General features: G+C 56.0%; 18 protein-coding genes. All 18 read right to left on the bottom strand.

The features are described 5' to 3' along the window. Nucleotides 1-14: 14 nt before the first annotated feature. Nucleotides 15-1,040 carry a beta-N-acetylhexosaminidase gene (gene nagZ / locus HMPREF0201_RS07195; RefSeq protein ID WP_039898089.1) on the bottom strand — a complete coding sequence of 342 codons (1,026 nt, stop codon included), beginning with the start codon at nucleotides 1,038-1,040 and terminating at the stop codon, nucleotides 15-17. After that, complete coding sequence (gene thiK, locus HMPREF0201_RS07190) at nucleotides 1,028-1,888, bottom strand: thiamine kinase (protein WP_016535873.1); 861 nt, start codon at nucleotides 1,886-1,888, stop codon at nucleotides 1,028-1,030. The genes nagZ and thiK overlap by 13 nt, the downstream gene beginning before the upstream one ends. Further along, nucleotides 1,866-2,507, bottom strand: coding sequence for a penicillin-binding protein activator LpoB (gene lpoB / locus HMPREF0201_RS07185; RefSeq protein WP_016535872.1), 642 nt, complete (start codon nucleotides 2,505-2,507; stop codon nucleotides 1,866-1,868). The genes thiK and lpoB overlap by 23 nt, the downstream gene beginning before the upstream one ends. Nucleotides 2,508-2,517: 10 nt before the next feature. Next, on the bottom strand, nucleotides 2,518-2,889 hold the full coding sequence (locus HMPREF0201_RS07180; protein ID WP_016535871.1) for a YcfL family putative periplasmic lipoprotein: 372 nt from the start codon (nucleotides 2,887-2,889) through the stop codon (nucleotides 2,518-2,520). A 4-nt stretch (nucleotides 2,890-2,893) separates the two neighbouring features. Beyond that, entirely contained in the window at nucleotides 2,894-3,250 is a 357-nt protein-coding gene (gene hinT / locus HMPREF0201_RS07175) for a purine nucleoside phosphoramidase (RefSeq protein ID WP_016535870.1), read from the bottom strand. Between the two features lie 312 nt (nucleotides 3,251-3,562). Then, nucleotides 3,563-4,996, bottom strand: coding sequence for a PTS glucose transporter subunit IIBC (gene ptsG, locus HMPREF0201_RS07170; protein WP_016535868.1), 1,434 nt, complete (start codon nucleotides 4,994-4,996; stop codon nucleotides 3,563-3,565). 301 nt (nucleotides 4,997-5,297) lie between these two features. After that, nucleotides 5,298-6,092 carry a metal-dependent hydrolase gene (locus HMPREF0201_RS07165; protein ID WP_016535867.1) on the bottom strand — a complete coding sequence of 265 codons (795 nt, stop codon included), beginning with the start codon at nucleotides 6,090-6,092 and terminating at the stop codon, nucleotides 5,298-5,300. A 10-nt stretch (nucleotides 6,093-6,102) separates the two neighbouring features. After that, nucleotides 6,103-7,110: a DNA polymerase III subunit delta' gene (gene holB / locus HMPREF0201_RS07160; protein WP_016535866.1), complete on the bottom strand. Its 1,008-nt coding sequence runs from the start codon at nucleotides 7,108-7,110 to the stop codon at nucleotides 6,103-6,105. Then, entirely contained in the window at nucleotides 7,107-7,748 is a 642-nt protein-coding gene (gene tmk / locus HMPREF0201_RS07155) for a dTMP kinase (protein ID WP_016535865.1), read from the bottom strand. Before tmk ends, holB begins: the two co-directional genes overlap by 4 nt. Further along, nucleotides 7,738-8,760: a cell division protein YceG gene (gene yceG, locus HMPREF0201_RS07150; protein WP_016535864.1), complete on the bottom strand. Its 1,023-nt coding sequence runs from the start codon at nucleotides 8,758-8,760 to the stop codon at nucleotides 7,738-7,740. The genes tmk and yceG overlap by 11 nt, the downstream gene beginning before the upstream one ends. 10 nt (nucleotides 8,761-8,770) lie before the next feature. Next, nucleotides 8,771-9,571 carry an aminodeoxychorismate lyase gene (gene pabC, locus HMPREF0201_RS07145; RefSeq protein WP_016535863.1) on the bottom strand — a complete coding sequence of 267 codons (801 nt, stop codon included), beginning with the start codon at nucleotides 9,569-9,571 and terminating at the stop codon, nucleotides 8,771-8,773. Nucleotides 9,572-9,682: 111 nt separating this feature from the next. Then, nucleotides 9,683-10,924, bottom strand: coding sequence for a beta-ketoacyl-ACP synthase II (gene fabF, locus HMPREF0201_RS07140; RefSeq protein ID WP_039898088.1), 1,242 nt, complete (start codon nucleotides 10,922-10,924; stop codon nucleotides 9,683-9,685). Between the two features lie 85 nt (nucleotides 10,925-11,009). After that, a complete protein-coding gene (gene acpP, locus HMPREF0201_RS07135; RefSeq protein WP_016535861.1) occupies nucleotides 11,010-11,246 on the bottom strand; it encodes an acyl carrier protein in 237 nt (78 codons plus the stop codon). 154 nt (nucleotides 11,247-11,400) lie between these two features. Further along, a complete protein-coding gene (fabG, locus tag HMPREF0201_RS07130; protein WP_016535860.1) occupies nucleotides 11,401-12,135 on the bottom strand; it encodes a 3-oxoacyl-ACP reductase FabG in 735 nt (244 codons plus the stop codon). A gap of 13 nt (nucleotides 12,136-12,148) precedes the next feature. Next, the gene (gene fabD, locus HMPREF0201_RS07125; RefSeq protein WP_039898087.1) at nucleotides 12,149-13,078 is read right to left on the bottom strand and encodes an ACP S-malonyltransferase; all 930 of its coding nucleotides are present in this window, start codon (nucleotides 13,076-13,078) and stop codon (nucleotides 12,149-12,151) included. A gap of 17 nt (nucleotides 13,079-13,095) precedes the next feature. Further along, entirely contained in the window at nucleotides 13,096-14,049 is a 954-nt protein-coding gene (locus tag HMPREF0201_RS07120; protein ID WP_016535858.1) for a beta-ketoacyl-ACP synthase III, read from the bottom strand. A 6-nt stretch (nucleotides 14,050-14,055) separates the two neighbouring features. Beyond that, complete coding sequence (plsX, locus tag HMPREF0201_RS07115) at nucleotides 14,056-15,090, bottom strand: phosphate acyltransferase PlsX (RefSeq protein ID WP_071704086.1); 1,035 nt, start codon at nucleotides 15,088-15,090, stop codon at nucleotides 14,056-14,058. Nucleotides 15,091-15,102: 12 nt separating this feature from the next. After that, nucleotides 15,103-15,273 (bottom strand): 50S ribosomal protein L32, encoded by a 171-nt coding sequence (rpmF, locus tag HMPREF0201_RS07110; protein WP_016535856.1) that lies wholly within the window; start codon nucleotides 15,271-15,273, stop codon nucleotides 15,103-15,105. Nucleotides 15,274-15,287: the final 14 nt, after the last annotated feature.

The following is a 15,287-nucleotide window of genomic DNA, read 5'->3' as shown; positions in this document are numbered from 1 at the left end:
TCACGGCCTGAATATTAGACGCCCGCCTTCTGGGCCTGCCACTGCTCATGCAACGCTTCAAGCTGCTGGTTAACCTGCTTCCAGCGCGCCGACGAGCGCAGTTCCTGACGGGTAAACGAACCCTTATGATACAAACCTGTAACACGTTCCGCTTTGACCGGAGACAGGTTATCCAGCACGCTCACCGCTCCACTACGATTATTGCAGACGAGGATCATATCGCAACCCGCATCCAGTGAAGCCTGGCCACGTTCGGCGTAGCTGCCCATGATTGCCGCGCCTTCCATCGACAGATCGTCAGAGAAAATCACGCCGTTAAAGCCCAGTTCACCGCGCAATACCGTTTTCAGCCAGTATTCGGAGCCGCTGGCCGGGCGGGGGTCAGCCTCATCGTAAATAACGTGCGCGGGCATGATGGCATCCAGCTTATTTTCGCTAATCAGCGAAGCAAAAATGCTCATATCGTGGCGGCGAATTTCTTCCTGCGGGCGCGGGTCATGCGGCGTTTCTTTATGGGAGTCCGCCTTGACCGCTCCGTGCCCCGGGAAGTGTTTCCCGGTGGTTTTCATTCCTGCGGCATGCATGCCGTCGATAAAGCGGGTCGCCATCGCCAGCGCTTTGGCCGGATCTTCATGATAAGAACGCTCGCCGATTGCCGCGCTGATATGCCCGATATCCAGCACCGGCGCGAAGCTGATGTCGATATCCATGGCAATCATTTCGCTCGCCATCAGCCAGCCGGCTTCTTCCGCCAGCTTACCGCCCGCTTCCAGCCCGTGCAGCGCGGCAAAAGATTGTGCGGCAGGCAGGCGGGTAAAACCTTCCCGGAAACGCTGAACGCGGCCGCCTTCCTGATCGACGGCGACCACCAGACGGTTGCGCGAGGCTTCACGGATCTGACGAACCAGCTCGCGCAGCTGCTCCGGGTCATGGTAGTTGCGGGTAAACAGAATTAACCCACCCACCAGCGGGTGCTGCAATATTTCACGCTCTTCGGCATCCAGCTCAAAGCCAGCCACATCCAACATTACTGGGCCCACGATTCTCTCTCCTGATGTTTCATCGCACGCAGCGCACGCCATGCGTCGTCTGCCAGCGTAATAAAGTGTTGTTGTCCGGTTTGCCGCCAGCGGCATTCATACCAGGACGCCATAAGCAACGCTATCCACGGCTGCCAGCGCGTAACCTGCTGGCGGAGCTTATCAACGTTAAGCGACGCCAGAGCGGCATACTGCGCCAGCAGCGCCTCGCCGTCGACGAGATTAGCGGCCAGCACCGCCGCCAGCTCCAGGGCAATGTCACCGTCACCGGCATATTCCCAGTCGATAAGCCCCGGCTGGCCGTCGCCCTGCCGTACCAGATTCCCGGCGTGGACATCCATATGCAATGGTGCCAGCCGCAGGGGACGCGGCTCTTTGGCTAGTTTGAGGCGCTTCAGCTCTCTCAGCCAGGCCAGCGTTCGCCTTTTGGGATCGCTCTCCTGCCAGTAAAACTCCAGCAGCGGCACCAGACTAATGCGCCAGCCAAACGGCGGCTGGCGGTGAAGATAATACAATAAGCCGGTTAATTCCCTGAGCGGCGGCAGAACCGGGGAAACTTCTCCTTCCAGCCAGCGCGTCAGCAGCCAGCCCTCTACCAGGCAATACGGCTTTGGCGCGATGCCAGCCGGTAACCGTTTAAGCGCCCGGTAATGCCGTTGCAAAGACAGACCCGGCAGGCGCTGGGGAGATAGTTTCCTTGCCGTGAAATTACCCTGCTCCGTCACCAGACGGTAGCTGGTGCCGCTCAGCCCTTCGAGAGCAGAAAAACAACCGGCGGCCTGGGCCGCCGGAAGATATCGGGCAATAACGGCGTCCAGAGACGCCTTAGTTGGTTTGCTGAACAGCACCGCTACCCGACCAGATAATTTCCCCGGTTTGCACCAGCATCAGCTGCATTTTCAGTGTTGGCGTGTTCACATTGCCGCTGGCGTTGGTGTACAGCACGTACTGAGCGCCGGTGTTGCGCGCAATGCCGATAGCTTTGCTGCGGCTGCCGAGGCTGTCCTGCGGTGAAAGGCCAAGCTGCTGTTTCGCCATGGAGAGCTGCTGGGCGGACACCAGAGTAAACTTGTTATTGTTGGCAAGCGCCCCGCGTAGCGCTTCGGTCGCGCTGCTGGTTTGCAGGCTGCCGTTGGTGCGGTTATTGACGCTGTCCACCAGCAATACGCTGCCCGGCGTTACGCCGTCTGCCTGCAGCATTTTGCCCACCATCGGCTGGATGGAGCTGCCCCAGTCGTAGGTGCGAACCTTAGGCTGCGCCGGGATCGTCGGCTGCGGCTGCTCAACAGGCCCTGGCTGCGTTGGCACCGTCGGCACGGTTGGTACAGTAGGTTCCGGCTGAGCTGGCTGCTCAACGCCTGGCTTAGCTTCTTCTACCGGCGCGGGCTGTTCGCCGCGGTTAATACACCCGGTAAGCACCAGCGCCACGACGGTGGCGGCCAGATAACGATGAAGTCCCCTAATCAAAATTCACTCCTTACAGAGAGAGAGAAAGACGCACTTTTTTAGCCCCCGGATACGCAGCCGTCGAGTGAACGACTAATGCTGACTGCGCCGGGAGGGTAACGGTTTGCACTTTTTCGAGCGGATGGATTTCCAGCCCTTTTGCGTCATACCAGTAGAAACGATAGTACAGCGTAACCGGCTTGTGCTGTTCATTATACAGCGAGGCCTCGGCAACGGTTGCGCCATCCTGACGTGAAATATCCGGTTTTTCGGCGCTAATCCCTGCGGCCAGAACTGCGGCTTCCATTACCAGCGTTTGATCGTTATTCACCGGGATCGCCGGGCGCGAGCTACAGCCCGCCATCAGCAACGTGGCTAACAGGCAAAGGAAAAAGCGCTGCATCGGATTAGCCCTTCTGCGCCAGCATCGGCCCAAGCGGACGGCCGCCCAGCAGGTGCATATGGATATGATAGACTTCCTGCCCGCCGTGGCGGTTGCAGTTCATTATCAGGCGGTAGCCGTCCTCGGCAATCCCTTCCTGCTGCGCAATTTTGGCCGCTACGGTCATCATGCGCCCCAGCGCCAGCTCGTGTTCGGCTTTGACGTCGTTAGCGGTAGGAATAAGCACGTTCGGGATAATAAGAATATGGGTTGGAGCCTGAGGGGAGATATCGCGAAACGCGGTAACCAGCTCGTCCTGATAAACCACATCCGCCGGAATTTCACGACGAATAATTTTGCTGAAAATAGTTTCTTCGGCCATGACCTGTTCCTTGAAGGAGAAAACGGTGATGGGAGTATGAGCGAGGCGCTCAATTGACTCAACCTTCAGCGTGCTTTTCTTTAGTTAAGTGCTGGCCTTTAAAACAAAAAAGGGAGGCTTTCGCCTCCCCGAGGACCGCTGGCAAAGTTGAGATGAGAGATGACCCACCAGAGATCTCGATAAACAGACAAGGAAAATCAATTTATTGATTTTCACCAAATAATCACAAAGCGGGAAAAACCACGTTTTTTCCCGCTTTGTATGCAACAAAAAAGGGAGGCTTTCGCCTCCCTTATCGCTCCCCGAACAAACTTAGTTGTTACGGATCCACTCATCCATTTCGGTTTTCAGGTTATCGGACTTGGTGCCGAAAATAGCCTGAACGCCGGAACCTGCGACAACCACACCTGCTGCACCCAATTTCTTCAGGCCAGCCTGGTCGACTTTGGCAACGTCGGCCACGCTAACACGCAGACGGGTAATACAGGCGTCGAGGTTAGTGATGTTTTCTTTACCGCCGAAAGCGTTAACCAGAGCAGGAGCCATTTCGCTGGTCACGCCAGCGGTGCTTTCTGCGGTGGCGTCTTCACGGCCCGGGGTTTTCAGATCCAGCGCCTTAATCAGTACGCGGAAAATGGTGTAGTACACAATCGCGTAGCAGATACCGACGATTGGGAACAGCCACAGCTTGCTGCTGTTACCGCTCAGCACGATGAAGTCAATCAAGCCGTGTGAGAAGGAAGTCCCGTCACGCATACCCAGCAGAATACAGATTGGGAATGCCAGGCCAGCCAGAATAGCGTGGATAACGTACAGGATCGGCGCCACGAACATGAAGGAGAATTCGATTGGCTCGGTGATACCGGTCAGGAACGAAGTCAGCGCGGCGGAGATCATGATACCGCCCACTTTTGCACGGTTCTCTGGTTTAGCAGAGTGCCAGATTGCAATCGCAGCAGCCGGCAGGCCGTACATTTTGAACAGGAAGCCACCGGACAGTTTACCTGCGGTTGGGTCGCCTGCCATGTAGCGAGGGATATCACCGTGGAATACCTGGCCCGCAGAGTTGGTGAATTCACCAATCTGCATCTGGAATGGAACGTTCCAGATGTGGTGCAGACCAAACGGTACCAGGCAACGCTCGATGAAGCCATAGATACCGAATGCTACAACCGGGTTCTGGTAAGCAGCCCACTGGGAGAAGGTCTGGATAGCCGTCCCGATTGGTGGCCAGATGAAGGACAGCACGATACCGGTGAAGATAGCGGCCAGACCAGAAATGATAGGCACAAAGCGCTTACCGGCGAAGAAGCCCAGATACTCAGGCAGCTTGATGCGGTAGAAGCGGTTAAACATGTACGCTGCGATAGCACCGGAGATAATACCGCCGAGAACGCCGGTATCCGCCAGGTGTTTAGCGGCAATTTCTTCCGCAGGCAGGTGCAGTACGAGAGGCGCAACCACGGCCATGGTTTTCACCATGATGCCATAGGCAACGACCGAAGCCAGTGCGGAAACGCCGTCGTTGTTAGTGAAGCCCAGCGCAACACCGATAGCAAAGATCAGCGGCATGTTGGCGAAGACCGAACCGCCCGCCTCCGCCATAACGTGGGATACGACGACCGGCAGCCAGCTGAAGTTTGCAGACCCGACGCCCAGCAGGATACCTGCGATAGGCAGTACGGATACTGGCAGCATCAGCGATTTACCCACCTTTTGCAGGTTAGCAAATGCATTCTTAAACATAATTGAGAGTGCTCCTGAGTATTTGTGCTTTTTTTGTACGCATTTACGCATCGAACCGGGGGGAGAACCGGCTCATCAACAGGACATCTAAGTGCCCTTTTAATTATTACGAAGAGTAAAATAAATAACTAAAACTTTGTTTGACGGCTATCACGTTTCTCAGCCAGCCGAGCGAAAAACTTTCAGTAATTTACATAAAGCGTACACAAACAGTTCAAAAAGGGCGTACACCGCCCCTTTTGTGGCGGTGCACTTTACTCGCTTCGTGTATTAATTACGAGCTTTAAAATAACTATGGATTTCAGAGAGATTGCAGGCGGGACAAGGGAATATGGAACAAATCAGCAAAGTTTTGCGTGGTCGTTGCCGCCAGCTCTTCCAGCGAAACGCCTTTTAAAACGGCCATGTACTCGGCAACGTCGCGCGTCATTCCAGGCTGGTTTTCCTTGCCGCGATGCGGAACCGGCGCGAGATACGGCGAGTCGGTTTCCACCAGCATTCTGTCCAGCGGCACGTAACGAGCCGCATCGCGCAGTTGCTCAGCATTACGAAAGGTCACGATGCCGGAGAACGAAATATAAAACCCCATATCCAGCAGTTTGCCCGCAGTTTCTCTGTCTTCCGTGAAACAGTGTAGTACCCCACCGCACTCTGTCACTTTTTCTTCCTGCAGGATGGCGAGCGTGTCGGCGCGCGCATCGCGGGTATGGACGATAACCGGCTTGTTCAGCTCGCGGCCAATGCGGATGTGGTTGCGGAAAGACTCCTGCTGGCGCTCTTTAGTTTCCGGCGTGTAAAAATAGTCCAGCCCGGTTTCACCCATCGCCACAACGCCGGGTTCTGCGGCCAGGCGGCGCAGCTCCTCTACGTTATATTCTTCATCCTGGTTAAGCGGATGCACGCCGCAGGAGAAAGCCACGTTGTCGCGCTCCCCAACCAGTTCGCGCATGCCGCGATAGCCGTCAAGCGTGGTCGCTACGGCGAGGAAAAATTTAACATCCCGCGCGGCGGCCTTTTCCAGAACGTCATCAACGTTTTTGTGCAGGGTTTGATAGTCGAGGCCATCGAGATGGCAGTGTGAGTCAACCAGGAACATAGCAATACTCTTAGAGATGATGTGAGGGGAGCATCGCGCCGGGACGAGACAGGCGCTCCCAAGTAAGAAGACTTTCGGTGAGCAGCAGCTCGCGGTTAACGCCTACCACGTTAAGCAACGCTTCGCGGCAGGTAAACCAGTGGTGCAGCACGCTTTGTAAAACCGCAGGCGAATGCCGCGATGCCAGAGCCGCCACCAGCGGCTGCATATCGACATTGGTGAGCCAGTCTCCGGCTCCCTGCTGCCATTTCAGGGCATCAACTAGCAGGGCGCAAAGCCAGTGAACGCGGCGGGAGGCATCCTCATGGTTGAGCGCGGGCAGCAGCGCAAGCAGATTACCGGCGGCACCGGCCTGGCCCAGCTTATCGCACAGCTGTTGGCGAAGTTTCCATTGCTCGGGCTGTAACAGCTCGAGAGCCGCGGCGGGCGCCCCGGAACTAAGCCGCAGGGCCGCCTGAAGTTCAGCCTGGCCCTGGCTCGTTTCCCGCGCCAGCCAGGCCAGAGCAAAGCTCTCGTCCGGGGGCGCCAGGTGCCAGTAGAGACAGCGGCTACGCAGCGTGGCAGGCAGATGGGCCGGTTCGCGGCTGCTGAGGAAAAACCAGGTGTTAGCCGGGGGTTCTTCAAGGGTTTTCAGCAGGGCGTTGGCGGCGGCCTCGGTCAGCATGTCAGCATCTTTTAGCCAGACAACCTTCGCCCCGCCCTGCTGCGCATGGGTATAAAGCTTTTCGGTTATCTCACGAACCGCATCGACACCCAGGCTTGATTTCCCTTTTTCTACCTGCAGGGTGTAGCTGTCCGGGTGCGTTCCGGCCTGCATCAGCTGGCAACTGTGGCAGCGTCCGCAGCTTTTGCTGCCTTCCGGGGTCTGGCACATCAGCCAGCGGCAGATTGCGTAAACCAGGGCGTCATCGCCAAGGCCTGGCAAAGCGTGAACCATGAGGGCATGATGTCCGCGGCCTGCCTGATACTGGCCGATTAGCTGCTCAAAAGCGCCGCGTAGCCACGGATACCATTTCACTCTGCCTGCTCCCGATACCAGCTCAGTACCGCTTCACGCACCGCAAGGGAGACATCATCCAGCGGGCGAGTGGCGTCGATGGTTTTAATCCGAGAATCGCTGCCCGCCAGCTCAAGATAGCGGGCGCGGGTGCGGTTGAAGAAGTCGATAGACTCCTGTTCGATGCGATCCAGCTCGCCGCGGGCGCGGGCGCGGGTCAGCCCGACTTCCGGGGTCACATCGAGATAAATAGTCAGGTCGGGGTAAAAGTCGCCCAGCACCGTGTTGCGCAGCGCCATCAGCAGACTTTGGTCGATTTGACGGCCGCCGCCCTGATAAGCCTGGGTAGACAGGTCATGCCTGTCGCCAATCACCCAGCTTCCACGAGCCAGGGCGGGCATGATAACCGTCTCCACCAGCTGGATGCGGGCGGCGTAAAACATCAGCACCTCGGCCTTGTCGGTAACCTTTTCATCACCGATACCGGCGTTATTGAGCGTCAGCTCGCGCAGGCGTTCGGCCAGCGGCGTGCCGCCCGGCTCGCGGGTGAAGGTAAGGTCGCTGATACCAAGCTCTTTTAAGGTCGCCACCACAACGTTATGGGCGTTGGTTTTACCCGCTCCTTCAAGCCCTTCGATGACGATAAATTTACTGTCCATTCTTATCCTTGAGTGCTTTGATATAAACCTGCACCGCCTTGTTATGGCTGGCGAGATTGGTGCTAAAAGTGTGCCCGCCTTTACCGTCGGCAACAAAATAAAGGTACGGCGTTTTAGCCGGGTGCGCGGCGGCCTGAAGCGAAGCCTCGCTCGGGATAGCAATAGGCCCCGGCGGCATGCCGCTAATCACATAAGTATTGTATGGCGTCGGCGTTTCCAGATCTTTGCGCGTCAGCTTACCATTATAACTTTCTCCCATCCCGTAGATAACGGTTGGGTCGGTTTGCAGGCGCATGCCGATCCGCAGGCGGTTGATAAATACCGAAGCAACCTGGTCGCGCTCGCTGGCCACCGCGGTCTCTTTTTCAATGATCGAAGCCATGGTGACCAGATCGTTTTCGGTTTTATACGGCAGGCCGTCGATCTTACTCTCCCAGGCCTGCGCCACCGCTTTTACCATTTTTTGATGTACGCGTTTGAGCAGCGCCACATCGGTCGTGTTGGCGGTGTACATCCATGTATCAGGGTAGAACCAGCCTTCCACCCACTCGGGGTGCTCAAACTTCAGCGTTTCAGCCACCGTGGCATAGCTGTCGTCTTTCAGAGTGTGCTGGACGAATGGTGCCTCGCGCAGCTGTTCCAGCAGGTCGCTCAGGCGCATCCCCTCAACGAGACGCAGCGGGAATTGCGCTTCTTTTCCGCTGGCAAGCAGCTCCAGCATATCGCTGACCGTCATCCCCGGCGTAAAGCGGTAAGTCCCGGCCTTAAATTTCGCCAGCTCGGGCTTCACGCGCAGCAGCCACTGGAAGACTCGCGGGCGGGTGATGAGCTTCTCGTCGTAAAGCTGGGTTCCCAGCGCCAGGCGCCCGGTGCCCTGTTTCAGGGTGAATATAGTTTCCTGTTTAATCGGCAGCGGTGTTTTCGCCAGCTGGCTGACCTTCCACACGCCTGCCCCGGCCGCAACGCCCAGAATAATCAGCAAAACAAGAAAGAAACGAAACATCTTTTTCATCGGTAATCGGCTACTCACAAAGTGGGGCTAAAAAATGATAAAGCTCGCGTGATGTATAGTGCCAGGCTTCGGCCTGGTTCACCGGAATAACCGGCATCAACGCATTACAAATAATAATTTCATCCGCATCGGCCAGGGTTTCCGGCGCTTCAATAACTTGCTGAAGTTGCCAGGGTGAACCCTCGAGCAGCGAAATAATGCGCTGCCGCATCGTGCCGTTGACGCCCGCCCTGTCGATACGCGGCGTGTAGACATTGCTGCCTTTACGCCAGAATAAATTAGCCGCACAGCATTCCACCAGGCTCCCTTCGCTGTCAAGAACCAGGGCTTCCTGGGCGTCCGTCTGTTCAAGATGCGTGCGGATTAATACCTGCTCAAGGCGATTAAGGTGCTTAATACCGGCAAGCGTCGGGTTCAGCCCCAGCCGCACGGGGCTAAGCGCAAGGGTGACGCCCTGCTCGCGCCAGGCAAGGTAAAAATCAGGATAAGGCGAAACGGAAAGTATACGCGTTGGCTGGGTACAATTTGCCGCACTGTAGCCGCGCCCACCCGCACCGCGAGAGATAATGACTTTAAGAACCGCTTTCTTCTCGGCCGCGGCCAGCTGTTTCATCTCATCCGCAAGCAGCTGCCAGTCCAGCGGACCAATCATCAACGTCTCGCAGCCCTGCCGCAGTCTACGCAGATGATCTTCCAGAAAACGAACGCCGCCGTCGGTAATGCAGGCCGTGGTAAAGCAGCCGTCGCCAAACTGAACCGCCCGGTCGTTTACCGGCAGCGTGTCCTGCCATTGACCATTGATAAGGTACATAGGGATTCCTCGGGATGCGGATGATTAAGGTTGCCAGAGGGATGGGCGTGCGACAAGAGGGGAATTCTGAACAACAAAATGGCCCGCAAGCGGGCCATTTTTAAGCGACGGTCAGACCTTTTTGAAGATCAGAGAACCGTTGGTGCCACCAAAACCGAAGGAGTTACACAGCGTGTATTCCATACCGCTAACCTGGCGAGCTTCGTGTGGAACAAAGTCCAGGTCGCAGCCTTCATCCGGGTTATCGAGGTTGATGGTTGGCGGTACGGCCTGATCGCGCAAAGCAAGAATAGAGTAAATTGACTCTACCGCGCCCGCCGCGCCCAACAGGTGGCCGGTCATCGATTTGGTGGAGCTGACCAGCACGCGGCCGGCATCTGCACCAAAGATAGACTTAACCGCCTGAGTTTCGGCTTTGTCGCCAGCAGGTGTTGAGGTTCCGTGGGCGTTGACGTAGCCAACCTGCCCTGCGGAGATCCCGGCATCACGCAGCGCGTTTTCCATCGCCAGCGCGGCACCTGCACCGTTTTCCGGCGGAGAAGTCATATGGTAGGCATCGCTGCTCATACCAAAACCGACCACTTCCGCATAAATTTTCGCGCCGCGTTTCTTCGCGTGCTCATACTCTTCCAGCACGATAACGCCTGCGCCGTCGCCGAGTACGAAACCGTCACGATCTTTATCCCACGGGCGGCTTGCCGCTTGCGGGTTATCGTTACGGGTAGACAGTGCGCGAGCTGCACCGAAGCCACCAACGCCCAGCGGGCTACTGGCTTTTTCAGCGCCACCGGCCAGCATCGCATCAGCATCACCGTAGGCGATAATGCGAGCAGCATGACCAATGTTATGCACACCGGAGGTACAAGCGGTGGCAATGGAAATACTCGGACCACGCAGCCCCAGCATAATGGTCAGGTGACCTGCCACCATGTTGACGATGGTTGAGGGTACGAAGAACGGGCTGATCTTACGAGGGCCACCGTTAACTAACGACGCGTGGTTTTCTTCAATAAGAGTCAGGCCACCAATACCAGAGCCGATAGCAGCGCCGATACGAGTCGCATTTTCTTCCGTTACTTCCAGACCAGAATCCTGCATGGCCTGAACGCCAGCAACAATTCCATATTGAATGAATTCATCCATCTTGCGCTGATCTTTGCGCGAGATAATGTCTTCACAGTTAAAATCCTTTACTAAGCCAGCAAATTTCGTTGCATAGGCGCTAGTATCGAAATGGTCGATCAGGCTGATGCCACTCTGACCGGCAAGGAGAGCTTTCCAGGTAGACTCTACGGTATTGCCGACAGGAGACAACATGCCCAGTCCGGTCACAACTACACGACGCTTAGACACGTTTGTCCTCCAGGGAGGGAAAATATACTAGTGGGACAATTCAGATAAAACTCAGGCGGTCGAATGACCGCCTGGAGATGTTCACTTACGCCTGGTGACCGTTGATGTAATCAATGGCAGCCTGAACGGTAGTAATTTTCTCAGCTTCTTCGTCCGGAATCTCAGTATCAAACTCTTCTTCCAGAGCCATTACCAGCTCAACGGTGTCAAGAGAATCAGCGCCCAGGTCCTCAACGAAGGAAGCGGAGTTGGTAACTTCTTCCTGCTTAACGCCCAGTTGTTCGCCAATGATTTTCTTAACGCGTTCTTCGATAGTGCTCATACTCTTAAATTTCCTATCAAAACTCGCTTTCGCGATGGTTTTCGTAGTGTATAAAATGTTGAAAAAGATGCAACCAAATCCCGGCAGGTCTTACCACGATTTTACGCTATTTTGCGGGCATTCGCCCAAATAACGCAAATATTTTTCACCGTGATTAAACCATGTACATTCCGCCGTTGACGTGCAGGGTCTCACCAGAGATGTACCCGGCTTCGTCAGAGGCTAAGAATGCTACAGCACTGGCAATTTCTTTTGCGTCGCCTAAGCGACCCGCAGGAACCTGTGCCAGAATACCCGCACGCTGTTCATCAGAGAGCGCACGCGTCATGTCCGTTTCAATAAAGCCCGGAGCAACAACGTTTACAGTAATACCACGCGACGCAACTTCGCGCGCCAGTGATTTACTGAAGCCAATCAAACCAGCCTTCGCCGCAGCGTAGTTAGCCTGACCAGCATTTCCCATGGTACCAACCACAGAACCGATAGTGATAATACGCCCATGACGCTTTTTCATCATAGCTCGCATTACCGCTTTTGACAGACGGAAAACAGATGACAGGTTGGTTTCGATAATATCGTTCCACTCGTCATCTTTCATGCGCATCAGCAAGTTATCACGAGTGATCCCGGCATTGTTGACCAGAATGTCCACTTCGCCAAACTCTGCACGAATGCTGCCGAGCACCGAGTCGATAGAAGCCGAGTCGGTCACGTTGAGCATGAAACCTTTACCGTTCGCGCCCAGATAGTCACTGATAGCCTGCGCGCCGCTTTCGCTGGTCGCAGTACCGATAACTTTTGCGCCGCGAGCCACTAAGGTCTCAGCGATAGCGCGGCCGATACCGCGGCTTGCGCCGGTTACCAGCGCAATTTTTCCTTCAAAACTCATGGTCTTCCTCGTTTTATTGTTCAAGCGCCGCTGACAGCGTAGCCGGCTCGTTAATCGCCGTCGCCGTCATGGTGTCAACAATGCGCTTAGTCAGGCCGGTCAGCACTTTACCCGGACCGACTTCCAGCAGCTGAGATACGCCCTGCGCCGCCATAAATTCTACTGACTTCGTCCACTGCACCGGGCTGTAGAGCTGGCGAACCAGCGCGCTACGGATAGCTTCCGGCGAAGTTTCACATTTTACATCGACGTTGTTTACTACCGGAACTGTCGGTGCATTAAACGTAATCTCTTCGAGCGCAACCGCCAGTTTGTCGGCAGCAGGTTTCATCAGCGCGCAGTGAGACGGCACGCTAACCGGCAGCGGCAGAGCACGTTTCGCGCCCGCAGCTTTACATGCGGCACCCGCACGTTCTACGGCTTCTTTGTTACCGGCAATCACAACCTGACCAGGCGAGTTAAAGTTCACCGGAGAAACAACCTGCCCCTGCGCCGCTTCTTCACACGCTTTCGCGATGGAGGCGTCGTCAAGACCGATAATGGCGGACATAGCGCCGGTGCCTTCAGGCACGGCATCCTGCATCAGTTTACCGCGCAGTTCGACCAGGCGAACGGCATCGGCGAAATTAATCACACCGGCACACACCAGCGCGGAGTATTCCCCCAGGCTATGGCCCGCCAGCAGAACAGGGCTTTTACCACCCTTCTGCTGCCACAGACGCCATAAGGCAACTGAAGCGGTCAGCAGCGCAGGCTGAGTCTGCCAGGTTTTGTTCAGCTCTTCGGCCGGGCCCTGCTGAGCCAACGCCCACAGGTCATAGCCCAGCGCGTCGGAAGCTTCGCGGAAAGTAGCTTCAATCACCGGATTAGCGGCGGCAAGTTCAGCCAGCATGCCAACAGACTGGGAGCCTTGTCCCGGGAAAACAAAAGCGAATTGCGTCATGTTGAAAATTCCTTTAATCAAAAACGAACCAGAGCTGAACCCCAGGTAAAGCCGCCGCCGAACGCCTCAAGCAGTACCAGTTGGCCACGCTTGATACGACCGTCACGCACTGCTTCATCCAGCGCGGCCGGAACCGACGCGGCAGAGGTGTTCCCGTGTCTGTCCAGGGTAACCACCACGTTATCCATCGGCATACCGAGCTTTTTCGCGGTTGCGCTGATGATACGCAGGTTAGCCTGGTGCGGCACCAGCCAGTCGAGGGCTGAGCGATCGAGATTGTTCGCTTCCAGGGTTTCGTCAACAATGTGAGCCAGTTCGGTCACCGCGACTTTAAAGACTTCATTACCGGCCATCGTCAGGTGAATTGAATTCTCAGGATTCACGCGATCGGCATTCGGCAGAGTCAGCAGCTCACCATAACTCCCGTCCGCATGCAGATGGGTAGAGATGATGCCCTGCTCTTCGGACGCGCCCAGTACCACAGCACCGGCCCCGTCACCAAAAATAATAATTGTGCCGCGATCGGTCGGATCGCAGGTGCGCGCCAGCACGTCAGCGCCGATCACCAGCGCATTTTTTACCGCGCCAGATTTAACATACTGATCGGCAACGCTCAGCGCGTAGGTAAAGCCCGCGCAGGCAGCGGCTACGTCAAATGCCGGGCAGCCTTTAATGCCCAGCATCGCCTGAATCTGGCAGGCCGCGCTCGGGAAAGCATGCGTTGACGAAGTCGTGGCAACGACGATTAAGCCGATGTCATTTTTATCAATGCCGGCCATCTCCAGCGCACGGGTAGCGGCTGCGTAACCCATGGTTGACACGGTTTCATCAGGCCCGGCGATATGGCGCTCACGGATACCGGTACGGGTGACGATCCACTCGTCAGAGGTATCAACCATTTTTTCCAGGTCAGCGTTAGTACGCACTTGTTCAGGCAGGTAGCTGCCGGTACCAATAATCTTCGTATGCATTTACGCTCAATCACTCTTGGGTAATACAGATTCCAGGCGGGCAGCAATTCTGGTGGGAACTTGCCGCCGCACCGCCTGCACTGCCTGTTCAATCGCGACAGCAAACGCTCGCTGATTGGCCGCACCGTGGCTCTTAATCACCGTGCCGCGCAATCCTAACAGACAGGCGCCATTGTACTGGTCGGGGTTGAGGTGACTGAATCGCCTTATCAGGCGTTTTTGTAGCCATTTCTTCAATATTATCAGCCACCACGACCTTTTTTTTCCTTCACCCTGCGATTTCAGCAGCGAAAGGAACATCCTGACAACACCTTCCATCGTCTTGAGTGTGACATTGCCGACAAAGCCGTCACAAACCAGAACATCGGTTTTACCGGTCAACAGTTCGTTGGCCTCAAGGTATCCAATATAGTTCATCGAAGGCATTGTTTTTAGTAATGCTGAGGCATCGCGGATACTGTCCAGCCCCTTGGTCTCTTCCTCGCCGATATTCAGCAGCGCCACGCGCGGCCGACTTACGCCGAGCACTTCTTCGGCCATTACGGAACCCATAATGGCAAACTGGACCAGCATCGTGCTGTCGCAGTCTACGTTGGCGCCGAGATCGAGCACCACCGTTTTGCCCTTCTGCTGATGCGGCAATACCGTCACCAGCGCCGGGCGCTCAATGCCTTCAATCGGCTTGAGCAATAATTTAGCCAGCCCCATCAACGCCCCGGTGTTTCCGGCGCTGACGCAGGCCTCTGCACGCCCCTCTTTTACCAGCTCAAGCGCAATACGCATTGACGACCCACGGCTGGCGCGGATCGCCTGAGACGGTCTGGCATCACTGGCAATAACCGATTCCGCAGGGATAATCTGCAGACGTGAGCGTTGCTCGAAATCAGCTTTGGCAAGTAATGGCGTGATTGCGTCGGGATTGCCGACTAAAAGAAGGTTTAGCGAAGAGTCAGAGTCCAGTGCCTGCAAAGCTGCAGGCACTGTCACGGAAGGACCGAAGTCCCCACCCATGGCATCTAACGCTAGGGTTAGACGTCTCAAGGTTGCGCCAGATTACTTAGCGATAACCTTACGGCCGCGGTAGAAACCGTCGGCAGTGATGTGGTGACGCAGATGAGTTTCGCCAGAAACTTTGTCCACGGACAGGGTGGTGGTGGTCAGCGCGTCATGGGAACGACGCATGCCACGTTTGGAACGGGTTGGTTTATTCTGTTGTACGGCCATGGACCTTACTCCTC

The organism is Cedecea davisae DSM 4568 (assembly GCF_000412335.2).
Classification (GTDB): domain Bacteria; phylum Pseudomonadota; class Gammaproteobacteria; order Enterobacterales; family Enterobacteriaceae; genus Cedecea; species Cedecea davisae.
Note: the sequence above shows the minus strand (reverse complement) of the source record. Positions and strands in the feature narration are given on the sequence as shown.

Coding starts and splice junctions, on each gene's coding strand:
- HMPREF0201_RS07180 (WP_016535871.1), bottom strand. CDS start 2,889: ATGCAGCGCTTTTTCCTTTGCCTGTTAGCCACGTTGCTGATGGCGGGC.
- hinT (WP_016535870.1), bottom strand. CDS start 3,250: ATGGCCGAAGAAACTATTTTCAGCAAAATTATTCGTCGTGAAATTCCG.
- ptsG (WP_016535868.1), bottom strand. CDS start 4,996: ATGTTTAAGAATGCATTTGCTAACCTGCAAAAGGTGGGTAAATCGCTG.
- HMPREF0201_RS07165 (WP_016535867.1), bottom strand. CDS start 6,092: ATGTTCCTGGTTGACTCACACTGCCATCTCGATGGCCTCGACTATCAA.
- tmk (WP_016535865.1), bottom strand. CDS start 7,748: ATGGACAGTAAATTTATCGTCATCGAAGGGCTTGAAGGAGCGGGTAAA.
- yceG (WP_016535864.1), bottom strand. CDS start 8,760: ATGAAAAAGATGTTTCGTTTCTTTCTTGTTTTGCTGATTATTCTGGGC.
- pabC (WP_016535863.1), bottom strand. CDS start 9,571: ATGTACCTTATCAATGGTCAATGGCAGGACACGCTGCCGGTAAACGAC.
- acpP (WP_016535861.1), bottom strand. CDS start 11,246: ATGAGCACTATCGAAGAACGCGTTAAGAAAATCATTGGCGAACAACTG.
- fabG (WP_016535860.1), bottom strand. CDS start 12,135: ATGAGTTTTGAAGGAAAAATTGCGCTGGTAACCGGCGCAAGCCGCGGT.
- fabD (WP_039898087.1), bottom strand. CDS start 13,078: ATGACGCAATTCGCTTTTGTTTTCCCGGGACAAGGCTCCCAGTCTGTT.
- HMPREF0201_RS07120 (WP_016535858.1), bottom strand. CDS start 14,049: ATGCATACGAAGATTATTGGTACCGGCAGCTACCTGCCTGAACAAGTG.
- rpmF (WP_016535856.1), bottom strand. CDS start 15,273: ATGGCCGTACAACAGAATAAACCAACCCGTTCCAAACGTGGCATGCGT.